Source organism: Zunongwangia sp. HRR-M8 (assembly GCF_027594405.1).
Classification (GTDB): Bacteria; Bacteroidota; Bacteroidia; order Flavobacteriales; family Flavobacteriaceae; genus Zunongwangia.
The window spans coordinates 3,097,501-3,114,907 of record NZ_CP115161.1; the positions used below are offsets into that span (position 1 = coordinate 3,097,501).

At 36.9% G+C, this 17,407-nt stretch carries 16 protein-coding genes, 2 tRNA genes and 2 rRNA genes (1 of these 20 cut by a window edge); 13 read left to right on the plus strand and 7 right to left on the minus strand.

The features are described from left to right. The 4 genes from PBT89_RS13335 to PBT89_RS13350 form a co-directional block, all read right to left on the minus strand. Window positions 1-716 (minus strand): 23S ribosomal RNA (locus PBT89_RS13335); it reaches 2,117 nt to the left of the window's first position. Between the two features lie 244 nt (window positions 717-960). After that, window positions 961-1,034, minus strand: a tRNA-Ala gene (locus PBT89_RS13340). Window positions 1,035-1,168: 134 nt separating this feature from the next. Then, window positions 1,169-1,242 (minus strand) — tRNA-Ile (locus tag PBT89_RS13345). Between the two features lie 110 nt (window positions 1,243-1,352). Beyond that, window positions 1,353-2,880 (minus strand): 16S ribosomal RNA (locus PBT89_RS13350). The 16S and 23S rRNA genes sit together here with 2 tRNA genes alongside, the layout of an rRNA operon. Window positions 2,881-3,758: 878 nt before the next feature. On the opposite strand from PBT89_RS13350, the gene thrS reads away from it, so the two are divergent. From thrS to rplT, 4 genes are all read left to right on the plus strand, one after another. Then, the gene (thrS, locus tag PBT89_RS13355) at window positions 3,759-5,705 is read left to right on the plus strand and encodes a threonine--tRNA ligase (RefSeq protein ID WP_270062327.1); all 1,947 of its coding nucleotides are present in this window, start codon (window positions 3,759-3,761) and stop codon (window positions 5,703-5,705) included. A gap of 79 nt (window positions 5,706-5,784) precedes the next feature. Then, window positions 5,785-6,285 (plus strand): translation initiation factor IF-3, encoded by a 501-nt coding sequence (gene infC, locus PBT89_RS13360; RefSeq protein WP_270061421.1) that lies wholly within the window; start codon window positions 5,785-5,787, stop codon window positions 6,283-6,285. 34 nt (window positions 6,286-6,319) lie between these two features. Next, entirely contained in the window at window positions 6,320-6,517 is a 198-nt protein-coding gene (gene rpmI / locus PBT89_RS13365; protein ID WP_270060404.1) for a 50S ribosomal protein L35, read from the plus strand. 113 nt (window positions 6,518-6,630) lie between these two features. Next, window positions 6,631-6,975 carry a 50S ribosomal protein L20 gene (gene rplT / locus PBT89_RS13370; protein ID WP_270060403.1) on the plus strand — a complete coding sequence of 115 codons (345 nt, stop codon included), beginning with the start codon at window positions 6,631-6,633 and terminating at the stop codon, window positions 6,973-6,975. A 385-nt stretch (window positions 6,976-7,360) separates the two neighbouring features. On the opposite strand, the gene PBT89_RS13375 is transcribed toward rplT, so the two are convergent. The 3 genes from PBT89_RS13375 to PBT89_RS13385 all read right to left on the minus strand — a co-directional run bounded on the left by PBT89_RS13375 (window position 7,361) and on the right by PBT89_RS13385 (window position 8,880). Beyond that, complete coding sequence (locus PBT89_RS13375; RefSeq protein WP_270062328.1) at window positions 7,361-8,062, minus strand: hypothetical protein; 702 nt, start codon at window positions 8,060-8,062, stop codon at window positions 7,361-7,363. 114 nt (window positions 8,063-8,176) lie between these two features. After that, window positions 8,177-8,566, minus strand: coding sequence for a rhodanese-like domain-containing protein (locus PBT89_RS13380; RefSeq protein ID WP_270062329.1), 390 nt, complete (start codon window positions 8,564-8,566; stop codon window positions 8,177-8,179). Next, the gene (locus PBT89_RS13385) at window positions 8,566-8,880 is read right to left on the minus strand and encodes a rhodanese-like domain-containing protein (RefSeq protein ID WP_270062330.1); all 315 of its coding nucleotides are present in this window, start codon (window positions 8,878-8,880) and stop codon (window positions 8,566-8,568) included. The genes PBT89_RS13380 and PBT89_RS13385 overlap by 1 nt, the downstream gene beginning before the upstream one ends. Window positions 8,881-9,031: 151 nt before the next feature. Here PBT89_RS13385 and PBT89_RS13390 point away from each other — a divergent pair, with 151 nt between their 5' ends. The 9 genes from PBT89_RS13390 (at window position 9,032) to trpB (ending at window position 17,277) form a co-directional block, all read left to right on the plus strand. After that, complete coding sequence (locus PBT89_RS13390) at window positions 9,032-9,481, plus strand: MarR family winged helix-turn-helix transcriptional regulator (RefSeq protein WP_270062331.1); 450 nt, start codon at window positions 9,032-9,034, stop codon at window positions 9,479-9,481. Window positions 9,482-9,491: 10 nt separating this feature from the next. Next, a complete protein-coding gene (locus PBT89_RS13395) occupies window positions 9,492-10,124 on the plus strand; it encodes an NAD(P)H-dependent oxidoreductase (protein WP_270062332.1) in 633 nt (210 codons plus the stop codon). 23 nt (window positions 10,125-10,147) lie between these two features. After that, entirely contained in the window at window positions 10,148-10,717 is a 570-nt protein-coding gene (locus tag PBT89_RS13400; protein WP_270062333.1) for a YceI family protein, read from the plus strand. A gap of 250 nt (window positions 10,718-10,967) precedes the next feature. Then, entirely contained in the window at window positions 10,968-12,365 is a 1,398-nt protein-coding gene (locus PBT89_RS13405) for an anthranilate synthase component I family protein (RefSeq protein WP_270062334.1), read from the plus strand. A gap of 117 nt (window positions 12,366-12,482) precedes the next feature. Then, window positions 12,483-13,055: an anthranilate synthase component II gene (locus PBT89_RS13410; RefSeq protein ID WP_270062335.1), complete on the plus strand. Its 573-nt coding sequence runs from the start codon at window positions 12,483-12,485 to the stop codon at window positions 13,053-13,055. 77 nt (window positions 13,056-13,132) lie between these two features. Beyond that, complete coding sequence (trpD, locus tag PBT89_RS13415; RefSeq protein WP_270062336.1) at window positions 13,133-14,122, plus strand: anthranilate phosphoribosyltransferase; 990 nt, start codon at window positions 13,133-13,135, stop codon at window positions 14,120-14,122. A 9-nt stretch (window positions 14,123-14,131) separates the two neighbouring features. Continuing rightward, on the plus strand, window positions 14,132-14,923 hold the full coding sequence (gene trpC, locus PBT89_RS13420; RefSeq protein ID WP_270062337.1) for an indole-3-glycerol phosphate synthase TrpC: 792 nt from the start codon (window positions 14,132-14,134) through the stop codon (window positions 14,921-14,923). 210 nt (window positions 14,924-15,133) lie between these two features. Then, window positions 15,134-15,781 carry a phosphoribosylanthranilate isomerase gene (locus PBT89_RS13425; RefSeq protein WP_270062338.1) on the plus strand — a complete coding sequence of 216 codons (648 nt, stop codon included), beginning with the start codon at window positions 15,134-15,136 and terminating at the stop codon, window positions 15,779-15,781. A 314-nt stretch (window positions 15,782-16,095) separates the two neighbouring features. Further along, entirely contained in the window at window positions 16,096-17,277 is a 1,182-nt protein-coding gene (gene trpB / locus PBT89_RS13430; RefSeq protein ID WP_270062339.1) for a tryptophan synthase subunit beta, read from the plus strand. The last annotated feature ends 130 nt before the right edge of the window (window positions 17,278-17,407 follow it).

The following is a 17,407-nucleotide window of genomic DNA, read 5'->3' on the forward strand; positions in this document are numbered from 1 at the left end:
GGTAGATCACACGGTTTCGCGTCTACCATGACCAACTAATGCGCCCTATTCAGACTCGCTTTCGCTACGGCTCCACACCTGAAGTGCTTAACCTTGCTGGCAACGGTAACTCGTAGGCTCATTATGCAAAAGGCACGCCGTCACCCCAAAGGGCTCCGACCGCTTGTAAGCGTATGGTTTCAGGATCTATTTCACTCCCTTGTTCAGGGTTCTTTTCACCTTTCCCTCACGGTACTGGTTCACTATCGGTCTCTCAGGAGTATTTAGCCTTGGCGGATGGTCCCGCCGGATTCATACAGGGTTTCACGTGCCCCGCACTACTCAGGATACTACTATCAATAACATTTATTACCTATACGGGACTATCACCCTCTATGGTTCCTCTTTCCAAAGGATTCTAATTCTGCATGCATCAAATATTGTAGTCCTACAACCCCACATAGTCCGTAAACTATATGGTTTGGGCTAATACGCGTTCGCTCGCCGCTACTAGCGTAATCACTTTTGTTTTCTCTTCCTCCGGGTACTTAGATGTTTCAGTTCTCCGGGTTCGCCTCCTTGCGGATACTTAATCTTCAATTAAGTGGGTTGCCCCATTCGGATATCTACGGATCAATGTGTATGTGCCACTCCCCATAGCTTTTCGCAGCTTATCACGTCCTTCTTCGCCTCTGAGAGCCTAGGCATTCCCCATACGCCCTTAATAAGCTTGTATGCTTTTTACCTAATATGCTCGCGACAATCATCTTTGCTAAATGATTGTCAACTATTTTATTGTGCTATTATTACTTTAGAATTTTTAAAAACTCTATCGCATAATAAGCGTTAGTTTCTCGTATTCTTTATTTCTCAATATGTCAATGAACGTTTTTCCTGTTAAAACAAATTATAAGCTAGTGAATGCCAAGTTCATTTCCTGGTGACTTCAAACATCCTACTCCTTATAACCCTAAGGAATTGTGGAGAATATCGGAGTCGAACCGATGACCTCCTGCGTGCAAGGCAGGCGCTCTAGCCAGCTGAGCTAATCCCCCGTTTTTAGTGATCAGTTAACCAGTTATCAGTTAACAGTACTTATAACGGCTACTCAACCTCTAAAATTTCCTTTCAATAATTCTTTTTAAGAACATATACTTTTAAACTCGCGCCCTTAAGTACTTCTTTAAAGTAGTCTCAGGCAGACTCGAACTGCCGACCTCTACATTATCAGTGTAGCGCTCTAACCAGCTGAGCTATGAGACTGTCCATATAATCAAATTGACAAATTAAGAATCAAGACCAAAAGGACTTGCTTTTGAACTTCCCTAAATCTAATTGCCAGTTCCTTATTCTAAAATAAGGTTCTGCTCTAGAAAGGAGGTGTTCCAGCCGCACCTTCCGGTACGGCTACCTTGTTACGACTTAGCCCCAGTTACTAGTTTTACCCTAGGCCGCTCCTTGCGGTAACGGACTTCAGGTACCCCCAGCTTCCATGGCTTGACGGGCGGTGTGTACAAGGCCCGGGAACGTATTCACCGCATCATGGCTGATATGCGATTACTAGCGATTCCAGCTTCACGTAGTCGAGTTGCAGACTACGATCCGAACTGTGATAGGGTTTATAGATTCGCTCCTTCTCGCGAAGTGGCTGCTCTCTGTCCCTACCATTGTAGCACGTGTGTGGCCCAGGACGTAAGGGCCGTGATGATTTGACGTCATCCCCACCTTCCTCACGGTTTGCACCGGCAGTCTGGCTAGAGTTCCCACCATTACGTGCTGGCAACTAACCACAGGGGTTGCGCTCGTTATAGGACTTAACCTGACACCTCACGGCACGAGCTGACGACAACCATGCAGCACCTTGCAATCTGTCCGAAGAAATATCTGTTTCCAAATACGTCAGACTGCATTTAAGCCCTGGTAAGGTTCCTCGCGTATCATCGAATTAAACCACATGCTCCACCGCTTGTGCGGGCCCCCGTCAATTCCTTTGAGTTTCATTCTTGCGAACGTACTCCCCAGGTGGGTTACTTATCACTTTCGCTTAACCACCCAGCCCTCAATTGGGCCGGACAGCTAGTAACCATCGTTTACGGCGTAGACTACCAGGGTATCTAATCCTGTTCGCTACCTACGCTTTCGTCCATCAGCGTCAATATATTATTAGTGATCTGCCTTCGCAATCGGTATTCTGTGTAATATCTATGCATTTCACCGCTACACTACACATTCTAACCACTTCATAATAATTCAAGATCTACAGTATCAATGGCAGTTCTCCCGTTAAGCGGAAGACTTTCACCACTGACTTATAAATCCGCCTACGGACCCTTTAAACCCAATGATTCCGGATAACGCTTGGATCCTCCGTATTACCGCGGCTGCTGGCACGGAGTTAGCCGATCCTTATTCGCAGAGTACCGTCAGCCCTTTACACGTAAAGGGGTTTCTTCCTCTGTAAAAGCAGTTTACAACCCATAGGGCAGTCTTCCTGCACGCGGCATGGCTGGATCAGGCTCTCGCCCATTGTCCAATATTCCTCACTGCTGCCTCCCGTAGGAGTCTGGTCCGTGTCTCAGTACCAGTGTGGGGGATCTCCCTCTCAGGACCCCTACCTATCGTTGCCATGGTAAGCCGTTACCTTACCATCTAGCTAATAGGACGCATGCTCATCTCTTACCGTAACCTTTAATTATAAATTAATGCTAATTCATAATACTATGAGGTATTAATCCACGTTTCCATGGGCTATCCCTCAGTAAGAGGTAGATTGCATACGCGTTACGCACCCGTGCGCCGGTCGTCAGCAGAAAAGCAAGCTTTCCCCTGTTACCCCTCGACTTGCATGTGTTAAGCCTGCCGCTAGCGTTCATCCTGAGCCAGGATCAAACTCTTCATCGTTGTTTCATTAATTTGTAACAATCAAATCTTAAGTTTGCGTTCTTATATAAATAAGAAGTTTAAAGCTCAAAAGACGACTTTCTAGTCTTAATTCTTAATTCTACACTTCCATTTTTAATAACACCATAAAGCATTATTAAAAAATGTCGTTTGTCAATTCAATATGTCAATGAACTCATTTAAAAGTCCGGGAATTACTTCCCTTCGATAGAAATTAAGGAATCGAACCTTACCCAAACCCCAATCGGTATTTCCTAGTTATTCAGCGTGTTAAGAACTGTATCGCTTTCTCTGAAAGCGGTTGCAAATCTACAACTAATTTTTAAACTCACAAAAAAAAATAAAAATTATTTTTCTGTATTTTTAAACGCCACTTCCAAAGAACCTCGCCGTTAAAGCGGCTGCAAATATACAACCCTTTTTCTTTAAACACCAAAACTTTTTTTAAGTTTTTTTTAAGCTCCTTTTTCAGTATCCTCTCAATGAACATCCGCCCTCGCAGCCAACCACTCCGGCGCTAAGCGGATGCAAATATAATCTCTAATTTCTTTTTGGCAATGATAAAATAAAGATATTTTAAAAATAAATTAAAGTTTAAATCCAAAGAACTTATTTACAACTATTTAAAAAACTTAAAATTGTGTTAGGGATAACAACGGCATCCTTGGCGCTTTAATTTCGTGTTTACTATATACTATGATTAATATTTTATATCTGATAATTGTATTTAATCGTAATTGCGCCAAGATATAGTGGATAGCCCGCTACCTATAATCGAAATTATAGGGAAACACCCATAAAATACTAAATACTAGTATTGCCCAAACAATAACAACTATTATCTTTGCCATCTATAATAACGACTATAATATATAGACATGATAAAGGTAACATTGCCGGATGGCAGTATTAAGGAATTTGAAAAAGGCTCTACTCCTATGGATGTAGCCCAAAGTATAAGTAGTGGGCTTGCTAGAAATGTAATTTCAGCAAAATATAATGATAGTATAGTAGAAACGTCTACTCCTTTAGTATCTGATGGCACACTTACCTTATATACCTGGAAAGACAAAGAAGGAAAACAGGCTTTTTGGCATTCTACCTCGCATGTTATGGCACAAGCGATACAAGATCTTTATCCTGATGCCAAATTAACTATTGGCCCGTCTATAGAAAACGGGTTTTATTATGATGTGGATTTTGGTGATCATAAAATTTCTGAAAATGATTTCACTAAGATCGAAAATCGTATGCTGGAAATCGCAAGAGGTAAGCATGATTTTAACATGAGAGCGGTTTCGAAAGATGAAGCTTTAACCTACTACAAAGAGGTAGGAAATCCTTTTAAGGTAGAACTTATTGAAAATCTTGAAGATGGCACAATTACCTTTTGCGATCATGACACGTTTACAGATTTATGCCGTGGAGGACATATTCCTAATACCGGTATTATAAAAGCGGTAAAATTAATGAGTGTTGCAGGAGCTTATTGGAGGGGTGATGAAAATAAACCACAATTAACTCGTGTTTATGGAACAAGTTTCCCAAAACAAAAAGAGCTGAAGGAATATCTTGAACTTCTTGAGGAAGCGAAAAAAAGAGATCATCGCAAGCTTGGTAAAGAATTAGAACTTTTCACCTTTTCACAGAAAGTAGGACAAGGGTTACCATTATGGTTACCTAAAGGAGCTGCACTAAGAGAACGTTTAGAGAACTTTCTGAAAAAAGCGCAAAGAAAAGCAGGTTACGAGATGGTTGTTAGCCCTCATATTGGTAACAAAGATTTATACGTAACTTCTGGCCACTATGCGAAATATGGCGAAGACAGTTTTCAACCAATTAAAACTCCCCACGAAGGAGAAGAGTTTTTATTAAAACCCATGAATTGCCCCCATCATTGCGAAATTTATAATTCACAATCCTGGAGCTATAGGGATCTACCAAAACGATTTGCTGAATTTGGAACTGTTTATCGTTACGAACAAAGTGGAGAGCTACATGGTTTAACACGAGTTAGAGGCTTTACTCAGGATGATGCTCATATTTTCTGTACGCCAGAACAGTTAGATGAAGAATTTAAAAAAGTTATCGATCTTACATTATATGTATTTGACAGTTTAGGTTTTAAAAACTTTACTGCACAGGTATCTTTAAGGGATCCAGAAAATAAGGAAAAATATATAGGTAGTGATGATGTTTGGGAAAAAGCTGAAACTGCCATTATAAATGCAGCTAAAGAGAAAGGCCTAAATTATGTGATAGAAACCGGTGAGGCTGCATTTTATGGACCAAAACTAGACTTTATGGTTAAAGATGCACTTGGCAGAAGCTGGCAACTTGGCACCATTCAAGTAGATTATAATCTACCCGAACGTTTTGACCTGACATATAAAGGGAGTGACAACAATACACATAGACCTGTGATGATTCACAGAGCTCCTTTTGGTAGTATGGAAAGGTTTATTGCTATTCTCTTAGAACATACAGGAGGTAATTTTCCGCTTTGGTTAATGCCAGAACAGGCTACCATACTCTCTCTCAGCGAGAAATATGAAAATTATAGCCAAAAAGTTTTAAGTTTATTAGAAAATCACGAAATTCGCGGCGTAGTAGATAACAGAAATGAAACCATTGGAAAGAAAATAAGGGAGGCCGAAGTGCAAAAATTCCCTTATATGTTGATTGTTGGAGAGCAAGAAGCTAAAGATGGTACAGTTTCTGTACGTAAACACGGGGAAGGCGATATTGGGACGATGCCAGTAGAAGACTTCGCTAAAATTGTAAAAAACGAAATTGAAAAAACGCTCAAAGCGTTTGAAGTATAACTAAAAACTTGAAGCCATAGCAATACGAAGAAAAAAATCGAGACAACAAAGAGTAACTCGTAAAGAAGATCAACACAAAATCAACCAGAAAATTAGAGCTAGTGAAGTTCGATTGGTAGGTGATAATGTGGAAATGGATGTTTACCCAATAGAAAAAGCTTTAGCTATTGCTGAAGAACTTGGACTTGATTTAGTGGAAATTTCTCCAGATGCCAAACCGCCCGTAGTTAAGGCGATGGATTACAAAAAATTCCTTTACGAACAAAAGAAGCGTGAAAAGGCCATGAAGGCTAAAGCAAGTAAAGTTGTCGTTAAGGAAATTCGTTTTGGCCCTAATACAGACGATCACGACTACGAATTCAAAAAGAAAAATGCTGAAAAATTCCTCAAAGACGGGGCTAAACTAAAAGCATTTGTATTTTTTAAAGGTCGTTCTATTGTATTTAAGGATAAAGGAGAAATTCTATTACTGCGTCTTGCGACAGATCTTGAAGAATATGGTAAAGTAGAACAAATGCCAAAACTTGAAGGTAAGCGTATGACAATGTTCATGTCTCCATCCACCAAGAAAAAACAATAACATAAGAGAGTTATAATTATAAAAGAAGGATAGCATGCCTAAGATGAAAACGAAATCCAGCGCAAAGAAGCGTTTTAAGCTAACAGGTTCTGGAAAGATTAAAAGAAAGCACGCGTTTAAAAGCCATATCTTAACGAAGAAGTCTAAAAAACGTAAGCTTAAATTGACGCACAGTACGTTAGTATCTGATGCCGATAAAGATAATGTTAAACTTCAATTACGTTTAAAGTAAACTGAAGTTTAACGGTTTAAATTCATTATAAACCCTGGAGTTGGGCAAATAAGAATTAAAATTCTTATTTAAAAGTATCGATTTTCGATCGCCTGCTACAAAATTTAAAAATTATGCCAAGATCAGTAAATTCTGTTGCGAAAAGAGCTAGAAGAAAAAAAGTTCTTAAGCAAGCAAAAGGCTACTTTGGACGTCGTAAAAACGTTTGGACAGTAGCAAAAAATGCAGTTGAAAAAGCAATGCTTTACTCTTATAGAGATCGTAAAGCTAAAAAACGTAATTTCCGTTCATTATGGATTATGCGTATTAACGCTGCAGCTCGTCAACAAGGAATGTCTTATTCGCAATTTATGGGAAAAGTAAAAGCTAATGAAATCGGATTGAACCGTAAGGTTTTAGCAGATTTAGCGATGAACCATCCAGATGCGTTTAAAGCAATTGTTGATAAAGTAAAATAAATAAAAACAATTATACTCTCTTATAAAAGACCGGTTTCTATGAAGCCGGTCTTTTTTTATTATCGTTTTTGACCAATATTAGATATTCGATAATCTAAGACTTAAATGATCTTAATTGGATATTATTCCGTTTGTCTTCTAGATTATACAATTCATCTAAACAACCCCACTCATTCATCTAATTACAACTAGTAAATACTAACAATCAATCTATATTTGAAGTATCAAGTATTGATGGTTAATGGTTAGGTTAACGAGCAGTAGTTTGATTGTTTTATTGGTGGTTCTTAAACAATTTGTTTCTTATATAAGCTACTACTGCTCATTTTAGAATTAAAAAAGCCTCGACATATCGAGGCTTTTTTTTTATTTATTCTTTTATTTTTTAATTGAAATAGCAACCGCGACTTTTTGTTTTTTTAGGGCGATAATTAGAATCAAATATAATGAACGAAACACTTAACATTAATTGATTAAAACGTTTGTTTTTAAATACAGAATTAATTCCGCCAAATGAAGTATAGTCCAATAAAACAGGAGTTTCTTCTGAACTTTTAAAATTATGTTCATACCTTAAATCAATCTCAAATCGGCCAAAATGAGCTTTTGCTCCTATATTAGCAGATAAATAAGATTTATCAGTAGGTATTACTCCCCCCTCAAAAGATTCTTCATATTCTAAAACCGCATCTCCAACCATCATACTTAAACCTGGTCCCACGTAGACATCAAACGGCTCATAAATATGATAACCTATAAGTACTGGGACACTTATCTTATCGTAAGAATAAGATGCAAAACGCTTATCAAAAGCAAAGTCAACCTTCGCGGTATTGTATAATCCTTCTAGACGAAGAAAAAATTTACCGAAACTTTTTTGACCATAAATGCCACCATGGAATCCTTCTTTAAATTCAGAATCAAGAGTACCTCCATTAAATCCACTAGCAGGTACACCCTGGGTCTCTATCTCAGCTCCAAAAACATAATTAACGCCAGCCTTCACTCCTATTATAAGATCTTGCTGCGCAAAGGATGTTGTTATAGAAAATAATAGAAAAGAAAGAAATGTAAAAGTTTTTCTCATAGAAGAGCTTGTTATAAAATTCGAGCTAAATATAAAATATATTTAACATTCTCAGAATATTACACATAAAAAATGGAAACTCTTATTAGTTTCCATTTTGATGCATGAATATTTTTAATGTACTTCCCCACCTAAAAGTATCCAATCCTGAATACCGCCTTCGAGTTCGTATACTTCTCTAAAACCATCTTTTTTCAGAATTTCAATAGCCTTTTTAGTATGCTCTTTATTCTCACCGTAAATAACTACTGGTTTATCCTTGGATAGCGTATCAAAAAATAAATAATTATCATTATTTTCATTAAGAATGATATTCTTTGCCCTTAATATATGGGCATCAGCGAATTCTTCTTCCGGTCGCACATCCAATACTTGAAATTCTTCTTCATCAAGACGCTCTAACATTTCTTCAGCTGATATCATATCAATCTCGCTAGCTTCCACTTCCTTGCAAGATTGCAAAGAAAGGAACAACAAGATTACAGCAAAAAAGAGCCTTTTCATTAGTCTTGAGCGGTTTCTCCATCCCATTCCATAAAACCACCCTGCAAATTATAAGTATTTGCGTAGCCTAATTGGTCGAGAATAGCACAAGCTTGGGCACTACGTTTTCCTGATCGACAGTAAACATAAAAATTCTTGCTTTTATCTAATTTTTCAACTTCATCTATAAATTCCTGTCCTTTGTAGATATCAATATTCTTAGATTCAGGAATATATCCTTCTTCAACTTCTTCTTCAGTACGAACATCCAAAATAATAGCATCGTTATCTGTGGATAATTGTTTACTCCATTCTTCTTGTGAAAGCTCTTTCATATTTTAATTTTTCTAATTATCGCAGTAAATATACTGTTCTATAAAAAATCATAAGTAAACTCTCAAATTTAAACATATAATTTTAACATTATTTTAATAAAATTCAACCAAAACAGCTATTATATTTGTACATACAAATATTGTATAGACAATGAAAACGGAAGAGCTTTTAAAAACAAATCATTTAGCCGACAGTAAAAAACTGGTTATTAATATTATGCTATGTGCAGATAAAGCTACTAGTATGATGAACGAAGCTCTTAAACCTCACGAAATTTCAATGCAACAATTTAATGTTCTTCGGATTTTAAGAGGACAAAAAGGAAAACCGGCAAACCTTAGTACCATTCAAGATCGAATGGTGAACAAAATGAGTAACACTACTCGTCTGGTAGATAAATTGATTAAAAAAAATTTGGTGAAACGCTGTGTTTGCGAAGAAAACAGACGAAAAGTAGAAATTATAATTACTAAAGATGGGCTTGCTCTTTTAGAGATTCTAGATCCTTTAGTACAAAAGGTAGAAAATAATTTTGTGAACGCCTTATCCCAAAAGGACGTAGCTGAATTAAATAACAGCCTAGAAAAAATTAGAAACTAAACCTAAAATTATGAATAATACAATTGAAAATTTAAAATGGAGATATGCAACAAAGAAGTTTGATGCATCAAAAAAAATATCAAAAGAAAATTTAGATGAACTACTTGAAGGAGTGCAACTTTCTGCTTCTTCTTACGGATTACAACCTTATCAAATTTTTGTTGTTGAAAACCCTGAGATTCGAGAAAAATTAAAAACCGCTGCTTGGAACCAAACACAACTTACAGAAGCTTCACAAGTAATTGTTTTTGCCAATCATAAAAAATTAGATGAAGCTTATGTAGATAACTACATCAAAAATGTAGCCGAAACTAGAGATCTAAAAGTTGAAGACCTTCAGGGAATGGCAGATATGATTAAAAATTCGACGCTTCAATTTTCTGATGCTAAACAAAATGAATGGGCACAAAAACAAGCGTATTTAGCCCTAGGATTTCTATTGAATACTGCGGCGCATTTAAAAATTGATGTTTGCCCAATGGAAGGTTTTTCAGCTGAAGAATTCGATAATATTTTGGGATTAGAAGAAAAAGGACTGCATACGGCTGTAATTGCATGTATAGGTTATAGAAGCGAGGAAGATAAAATGCAACATGCTGCCAAAGTCCGCAAATCAAAAGAAGATTTATTCAAGTTTATATAAAAATTAAATAATCAAAAATTGCTATGAAAAAGAATATTTTAAAAGGAGCTTTAGCTTCTGCTATTGTAATTGCCATGATGTCGTTTACTGCTGCTATCCAAAAAGTAAACGTGAAAAATAGCACCATAACATGGAATGGTGAAAAAGTTACCGGAAGTCACGAAGGCACTATCGATCTTAAATCGGGCTTTCTGAATGTTGAAGGAGACAAAATTACCGGAGGTGAATTTGTAATGGATATGACTTCTATCAATGTAACCGATCTTGAAGGTGAATATAAAGGTAAATTAGAAGGTCACTTAAAATCTGACGACTTTTTTGGTGTTGCTAATCACCCTGAAGCGAAACTGGTAATTAAAACAGCTTCTAAAAAAGCGGGAAACACCTATGGCGTAGTAGCCGATTTAACTATTAAAGGAATTACTAATCCTGTGGCTTTTGACATGGATTACGACGGAAAAGCTGCACACGCCGATCTTACTATCGATCGTACCAAGTACGAAATACGTTATGGTTCTGGTAGTTTCTTCGATAATTTAGGCGATAAAACAATTTATGATGATTTTGATATCGCTGTAGATTTAAAATTTTAATCTCCCCAACACGTTAGTGAAATCCCGTAATCTCCCCTACAGATTACGGGATTTATTTTTTTGAGCTTTTTATTTGTCCTTTCAAATATCATAACTATCTTTGGAAAGATGAAAAACAGAATTGCAAATACTTGGTGGTGGTCTAACTTACGTTCAAACTTCGTGAGCTAAATTGCCATTATATAAAAATATATAACCTAAAGGCTTGTCTCACGACAAGCCTTTTTTTTGTTTCAACAATCTTTACAGTATGTACACGTTAAAAACCAATCATAAAAAACTACTTGCCGATACGATTACGCCGGTAAGTGTATATTTAAAAGTTCGCGATAAATATCCTAATAGTTTATTGCTAGAAAGTAGTGATTACCACGCCAATAAAAACAGTTTTTCTTACATCTGCTGTAATCCTCTTGCCTCCATACGAGTACAAAACGAAGAAATTATTGAAGAATTTCCTGATGGTACTTCAACGACTACAAAAATCACTTCAGCAATTAATATTCCTGAAAAAATACAAGATTTTGGAAAAGTGTTCGATACTGAAGAATCTGACTTTAAATTTATCAATAACGGACTGTTCGGCTATATTTCTTACGACGGTGTTCGCTATTTTGAAGATATAGAAATTACCAAGAAAAAAGGCGATTTACAATTACCCGATATGTATTACGCGGTGTACCAAAACATCATCGCAATTAATCACTTCAACAATCAAGCTTTTATTTTTAACCATTCTTACGATGGCGACAATAAAATTCCGGAAATAGAACAATTAATAAGTGTCAAGAATTTTTCTACCTATAATTTTTATCGCGACGGAGAAACCGAAAGTAACCTGACTGACGACGAATTTATAAAACAAGTACAGTTTGGTAAAAAACACTGCTTTCGTGGGGATGTTTTCCAAATCGTATTGTCCAGACGCTTCTCTCAAAAATTTAAAGGAGACGAATTTAACGTATACCGAGCACTAAGAAGCATCAATCCTTCTCCTTACCTTTTCTACTTCGACTACGGAAACTTTAAAATCTTCGGAAGTTCACCGGAAGCACAATTAGTTGTCGACGAAGGCCAAGCCGAAATTCATCCGATCGCCGGAACTTTTAAACGTACCGGAAACGATGAAAAAGATGCCGAAATTGCCAAACAACTCAGTGCCGACGAAAAAGAAAATGCCGAGCACGTAATGCTAGTCGATCTTGCTCGTAACGACCTTAGCCGAAACGGAAGCAATGTAAAAGTAGAAACCTATCGCGAAATTCAGTTTTTCTCTCATGTAATTCATTTGGTAAGCAAAGTAACCGGAACCAAAAATCCAGATACGCCAACCATGCAGGTAGTTGCCGATACCTTCCCGGCAGGAACATTAAGCGGTGCGCCCAAACATAGCGCGATGAAGCTTATCGAAGAATGCGAAAATGTAAACCGCGATGCTTACGGTGGTGCCATCGGTTTTATGGATTTTCACGGCAATTTCAATCATGCCATTATCATCCGTTCATTCGTTAGTAAAAATCACCAATTACACTATCAGGCCGGTGCCGGTGTAGTTTCCGAATCTAAAGACGAAAACGAATTACAGGAAGTATATAACAAACTAGGCGCATTAACTAAAGCATTAGAAATCGCTGAAAATATAGAATAATGGCGTTACCACCCTAAGGGGCGGTCGGGCTTTCGGTAGTCGCTTTTTTAAACGCTAACTCGTTTAAAAAGAGCTCCAACAATACCTCTATCCCTAACGCAAAAAGAAACTTTTAAAATGAAAAAAGTATTAGTTATAGATAATTACGATTCGTTTGTGTACAACCTGGTACATTATCTAGAAGATCTAGATTGCGAAGTAACAGTAAGAAGAAACGATCAACTAGCTATCGAATTTGTAGAAAATTTCGATAAAATTTTATTATCGCCGGGCCCGGGAATCCCTTCAGAAGCAGGCCTCTTAAAACCAATCATAGAAAAATACGGTGCCACAAAAAGTATATTAGGCGTATGTCTTGGCCAACAAGCCATTGGTGAAGTGTACGGCGGAACATTAGGAAATCTAGAATCGGTTTACCACGGTATTGCTACCGATATTGATATTGTGGTTGAAGACGAACCGCTATTTGCCGGTTTAGATAAAAAAATAAAAGTGGGGCGTTACCACTCGTGGGTCGTTTTAAAAGAATTACCCGATGCGCTAGAAGCAACCTCTTTTGATGATAAAGGACAAATCATGTCACTACGCCATCGAGAATTTGATGTACGTGGTGTTCAATTTCATCCGGAATCCGTTTTAACCCCAGAAGGTAAAAAAATGATTGAAAATTGGGTAAAAACCGGTTCTTAGGTTAAAACAAAGCAAACATCAAATTTTCAAAACATATACATTTACCTTCCGTTTTATAACGGAGCATTCCATATACCATGAAAGAATTACTCAATAGGTTAATTAACCACGAAACCATAAGCAAAGAAGAAGCAAAACAAGCTTTATTCAATATTTCAGATGGTGAATATAACGAAAGTCAAATTGCTGCTTTTCTAACCGTTTACATGATGCGAAGCGTAACTATAGCCGAGTTAGAAGGTTTTAGAGATGCGCTTTTAGAATTATGTGTTGCGATCGATTTAAGCGCTTACAATCCTATCGATCTTTGTGGTACGGGTGGCGATGGTAAAAACACCTTCAATATTTCAACCACCGCATCTTTTGTAACTGCAGGTGCGGGAGTTCATGTCACAAAACATGGTAATTATGGTGTATCGTCGGTTAGCGGTAGCTCAAACGCTATGGAACATTTAGGGATTCGTTTCAGTAACAATGCCGATTTTTTAGAAAAATGTATCGATAAAGCAGGAATCTGCGTATTGCACGCTCCCCTATTTCACCCGGCTATGAAAAATGTAGCGCCTATTCGTAAAAGTTTAGCCGTAAAAACCTTTTTTAATATGCTCGGCCCAATGGTAAATCCGGCTTTTCCGAAGAATCAATTAGTAGGTGTATTCAATTTAGAATTGGCTAGAATGTATGGGTATCTATATCAAAACACCGATAAAAATTTCAGTATCTTATATGCATTAGATGGTTACGACGAAATTTCGTTAACTAGCGACACTAAAGTAATTTCTAATAACACTGAAAGTATATTAAAACCTAGTGATTTTGGAGTTAAGAAATTAAAACAAGAAGAAATTTACGGTGGCGGAACAATTGAAAATTCTGCTATGATTTTGGTAAATATTCTCCGCGGCAAAGGCACCGAAGCTCAAGAAAATGTAGTTTGTGCCAATGCAGGAATGGCTATTGCAACCGCAAAAAACTGTACACCACAAGAAGGTTTTCATGCTGCAAAAGAATCTATCAAATCAGGAAAAGCCTTGCAAGCATTAAAAAAATTACAAGAATTAAGCTAATAAGAACTTATGAATATTCTAGATAAAATAATTGCCGATAAACATAAAGAACTGGTTTTAAAAAAATTGGTTGTTCCGGTATCTCAATTAGAAAATTCAGCTTTGTTTGAAAGAGAAACGGTTTCTTTAGCCAATGCACTCCGAAAAAGCAAAAGCGGAATTATCGCGGAACATAAACGCCGTTCTCCTTCTAAATCGGTAATCAACCACAGTTTAAATGTTGAAGATGTAGCCAAAGGTTACGAAAATGCCGGAGTAAGCGGCATGTCTGTTTTAACCGATGGCAAATACTTTGGCGGTTCTTTAGACGATTTATTGTATGCTCGCGCTTCGGTAAAAATGCCAATTTTAAGAAAAGAGTTTGTAATTGATGAATACCAATTATTAGAAGCTAAAGCGCATGGTGCCGATGTAATCTTATTGATTGCTGCGGTTTTGGAACGCGAGCAGATCAAACAATTATCTGAATTTGCCAAAAAACTTGGTTTAGATGTGCTTTTAGAAGTGCACAATCAAGAAGAGTTAGAAAAATCGATTATGCCGAGTTTAGATATGTTGGGCGTAAATAATCGGAACCTAAAGACTTTTGAAGTTAGCACCCAAACCAGCAAAGATCTTTCAGCAAAAATTCCGGACGATTTTGTAAAAGTTAGCGAAAGCGGAATTAGTTCAGTAGAAGCCATAAAAGATTTAAAACAGTATGGATACGAAGGTTTTTTAATCGGAGAAAACTTTATGAAAACTGATAATCCCGGTAAAAGTGCGAAGGAGTTTATTGAGGAATTAGAATATAGAATATAGATCGCTTCGCTGTTAGATATGAAATACGAGAAGTGAGAATAAAAAAGTTCAAAGCTTAGTAATAAAAGTAAAATCTAACAGCATGAGATCCCAGATCAAGTCTGGGATGACGAAAACCTTGAAGACTGATGATCAAAAAGATTAATATTGGGCGTTTTCAGCTTTAAACTTTTTTGATTATTGTTAATTGCTAAACGTAAATTGTAACATATGAATTTAAAACTCAAAATATGCGGAATGAAACATCCTGAAAATATTCAGGAGGTTGCAGCAATTAACCCAGATTATATGGGTTTTATTTTCTATGAAAAAACACCACGTTTTTTTAATGCTGAAATTCCAAAAATTTCAGATTCGATAAAAAAGACCGGAGTTTTTGTAAAAGCTAAAATTGCAGATATTCTTGATAAAATTAATGGATACGATCTCAATGCTATTCAGCTTCACGGTGGCGAATCAGCCGAATTTTGTGCGGAATTAAAATCGGTTTTAAAAGCTACGAATATTGAAATCATAAAAGTGTTTTCTGTTAAATCTGAATTCGATTTTAATCAATTAACGGCTTTCGAAGATCATGTTGATTACTTTCTATTCGATACGAAAGGCAAACACAAAGGCGGAAATGGCGAAACTTTCGATTGGACTTTACTCAAGGATTACCCATCTAAGAAACCATTTTTTCTAAGTGGCGGAATCGGTTTAGATCAATTAGAAGATCTACAAGAATTTTACTCTTATTTCAGTAAAATCGGTAAAGATCATTTGCTTTACGCGGTAGATGTAAACAGTGCTTTTGAAACCGAACCCGGACTTAAAAACATAGAAAAACTAAAGGAATTTGGTGATGAGATGATTTGATAATGTGGCAATGTGGTGATTTGAAAATGAAAAAGAGGAATAATTATTTTTAATGTTGAATAAGCTTGAAAATGGCCTATCGAAAATTGCTCGTGAAGAAAGGATGATTTGGAAGTAATACAAGTAAAACGTCATGCTGAACTTGATTCAGCATCTCATGCAAATTATTAAATCCTGAATCAGGTCGGGATAATAAAACAGGAAATCTTAAGCTGAATGCTAAGAACTATAAAATTATAAACTGTTCACTGGAAACTAAGAAGAAAAAAAATTAGGCTGAAAGCTGAAAGCTGTAGGCTAAAAAGCTAAATAAAATGACATACCAAGCAGACGAAAAAGGATATTACGGCGAATTTGGTGGCGCCTTTATTCCTGAAATGTTATATCCTAATGTTGAAGAATTGCGTAAGCAGTATTTAGACATTATGAAGGAAGATTCTTTTCAGAAAGAATTTAAAGCACTTCTTAAAGATTATGTAGGTCGCCCTACTCCACTTTACTTTGCAGAACGTTTCAGTAAAAAATACAACACCAAAGTATATTTAAAACGAGAAGATCTTTGTCATACCGGTGCGCACAAAGTTAATAACACTGTAGGGCAAATTTTGATGGCAAAACGTCTTGGTAAAAATAGAATAATTGCTGAAACCGGAGCCGGTCAACACGGTGTAGCCACTGCTACAGTTTGTGCACTAATGGGAATTGAGTGTATTGTGTACATGGGCGAAGTTGATATTGAGCGCCAGGCACCAAACGTAGCCCGAATGAAAATGTTGGGCGCTACAGTAGTTCCGGCAAAATCGGGTAGTAAAACTCTAAAGGATGCCACTAACGAAGCAATTCGTGATTGGATTAACAATCCGGTAGATACGCATTATATTATTGGTTCGGTAGTTGGTCCACATCCCTATCCTGATATGGTGGCGAGATTTCAAGCGGTAATTTCCGAAGAAATTAAAACCCAACTAAAAGAAAAAGAAAACCGGGAAAATCCCGATTATGTTGTGGCTTGTGTAGGTGGCGGAAGCAATGCTGCAGGGGCGTATTTCCATTATTTAGATAATCCTGAAGTTGGGATTATTGCTGTTGAAGCTGCCGGAAAAGGAATTTATACCGGCGAAAGTGCAGCAACTTCAGCCTTAGGAAAAGAAGGAATTATCCACGGAAGTAAAACGCTTTTAATGCAAACTGAAGATGGACAAATAACCGAACCGTATTCGATTTCCGCTGGTTTAGATTATCCGGGAGTTGGCCCAATGCATGCCAATTTATTTAGAAGTGGTCGTGGTGAGTTTATTTCAATCACCGATAAAGCAGCCATGAAAGCTGGTTTAGAATTGGCAAAATTAGAAGGAATTATTCCGGCTATAGAATCTTCTCATGCCCTGGCTATTTTTGAAGATCGAAAATTTAAAGAAGATGATGTGGTTGTTGTAAATCTATCTGGACGTGGCGATAAAGATTTAAATACGTATATCGATTATTTTGACCTTTAAAAATTAAATTTAAAGTGCTGAAAGTTTTAGTGTTTTCGTCATTCCGTGCTCGACACGGAATCTCATAACGTTAAGTAATCTATTACCGAAATTACTACATGAGACCCTGAATCAAGTTCAGGGTGACGAG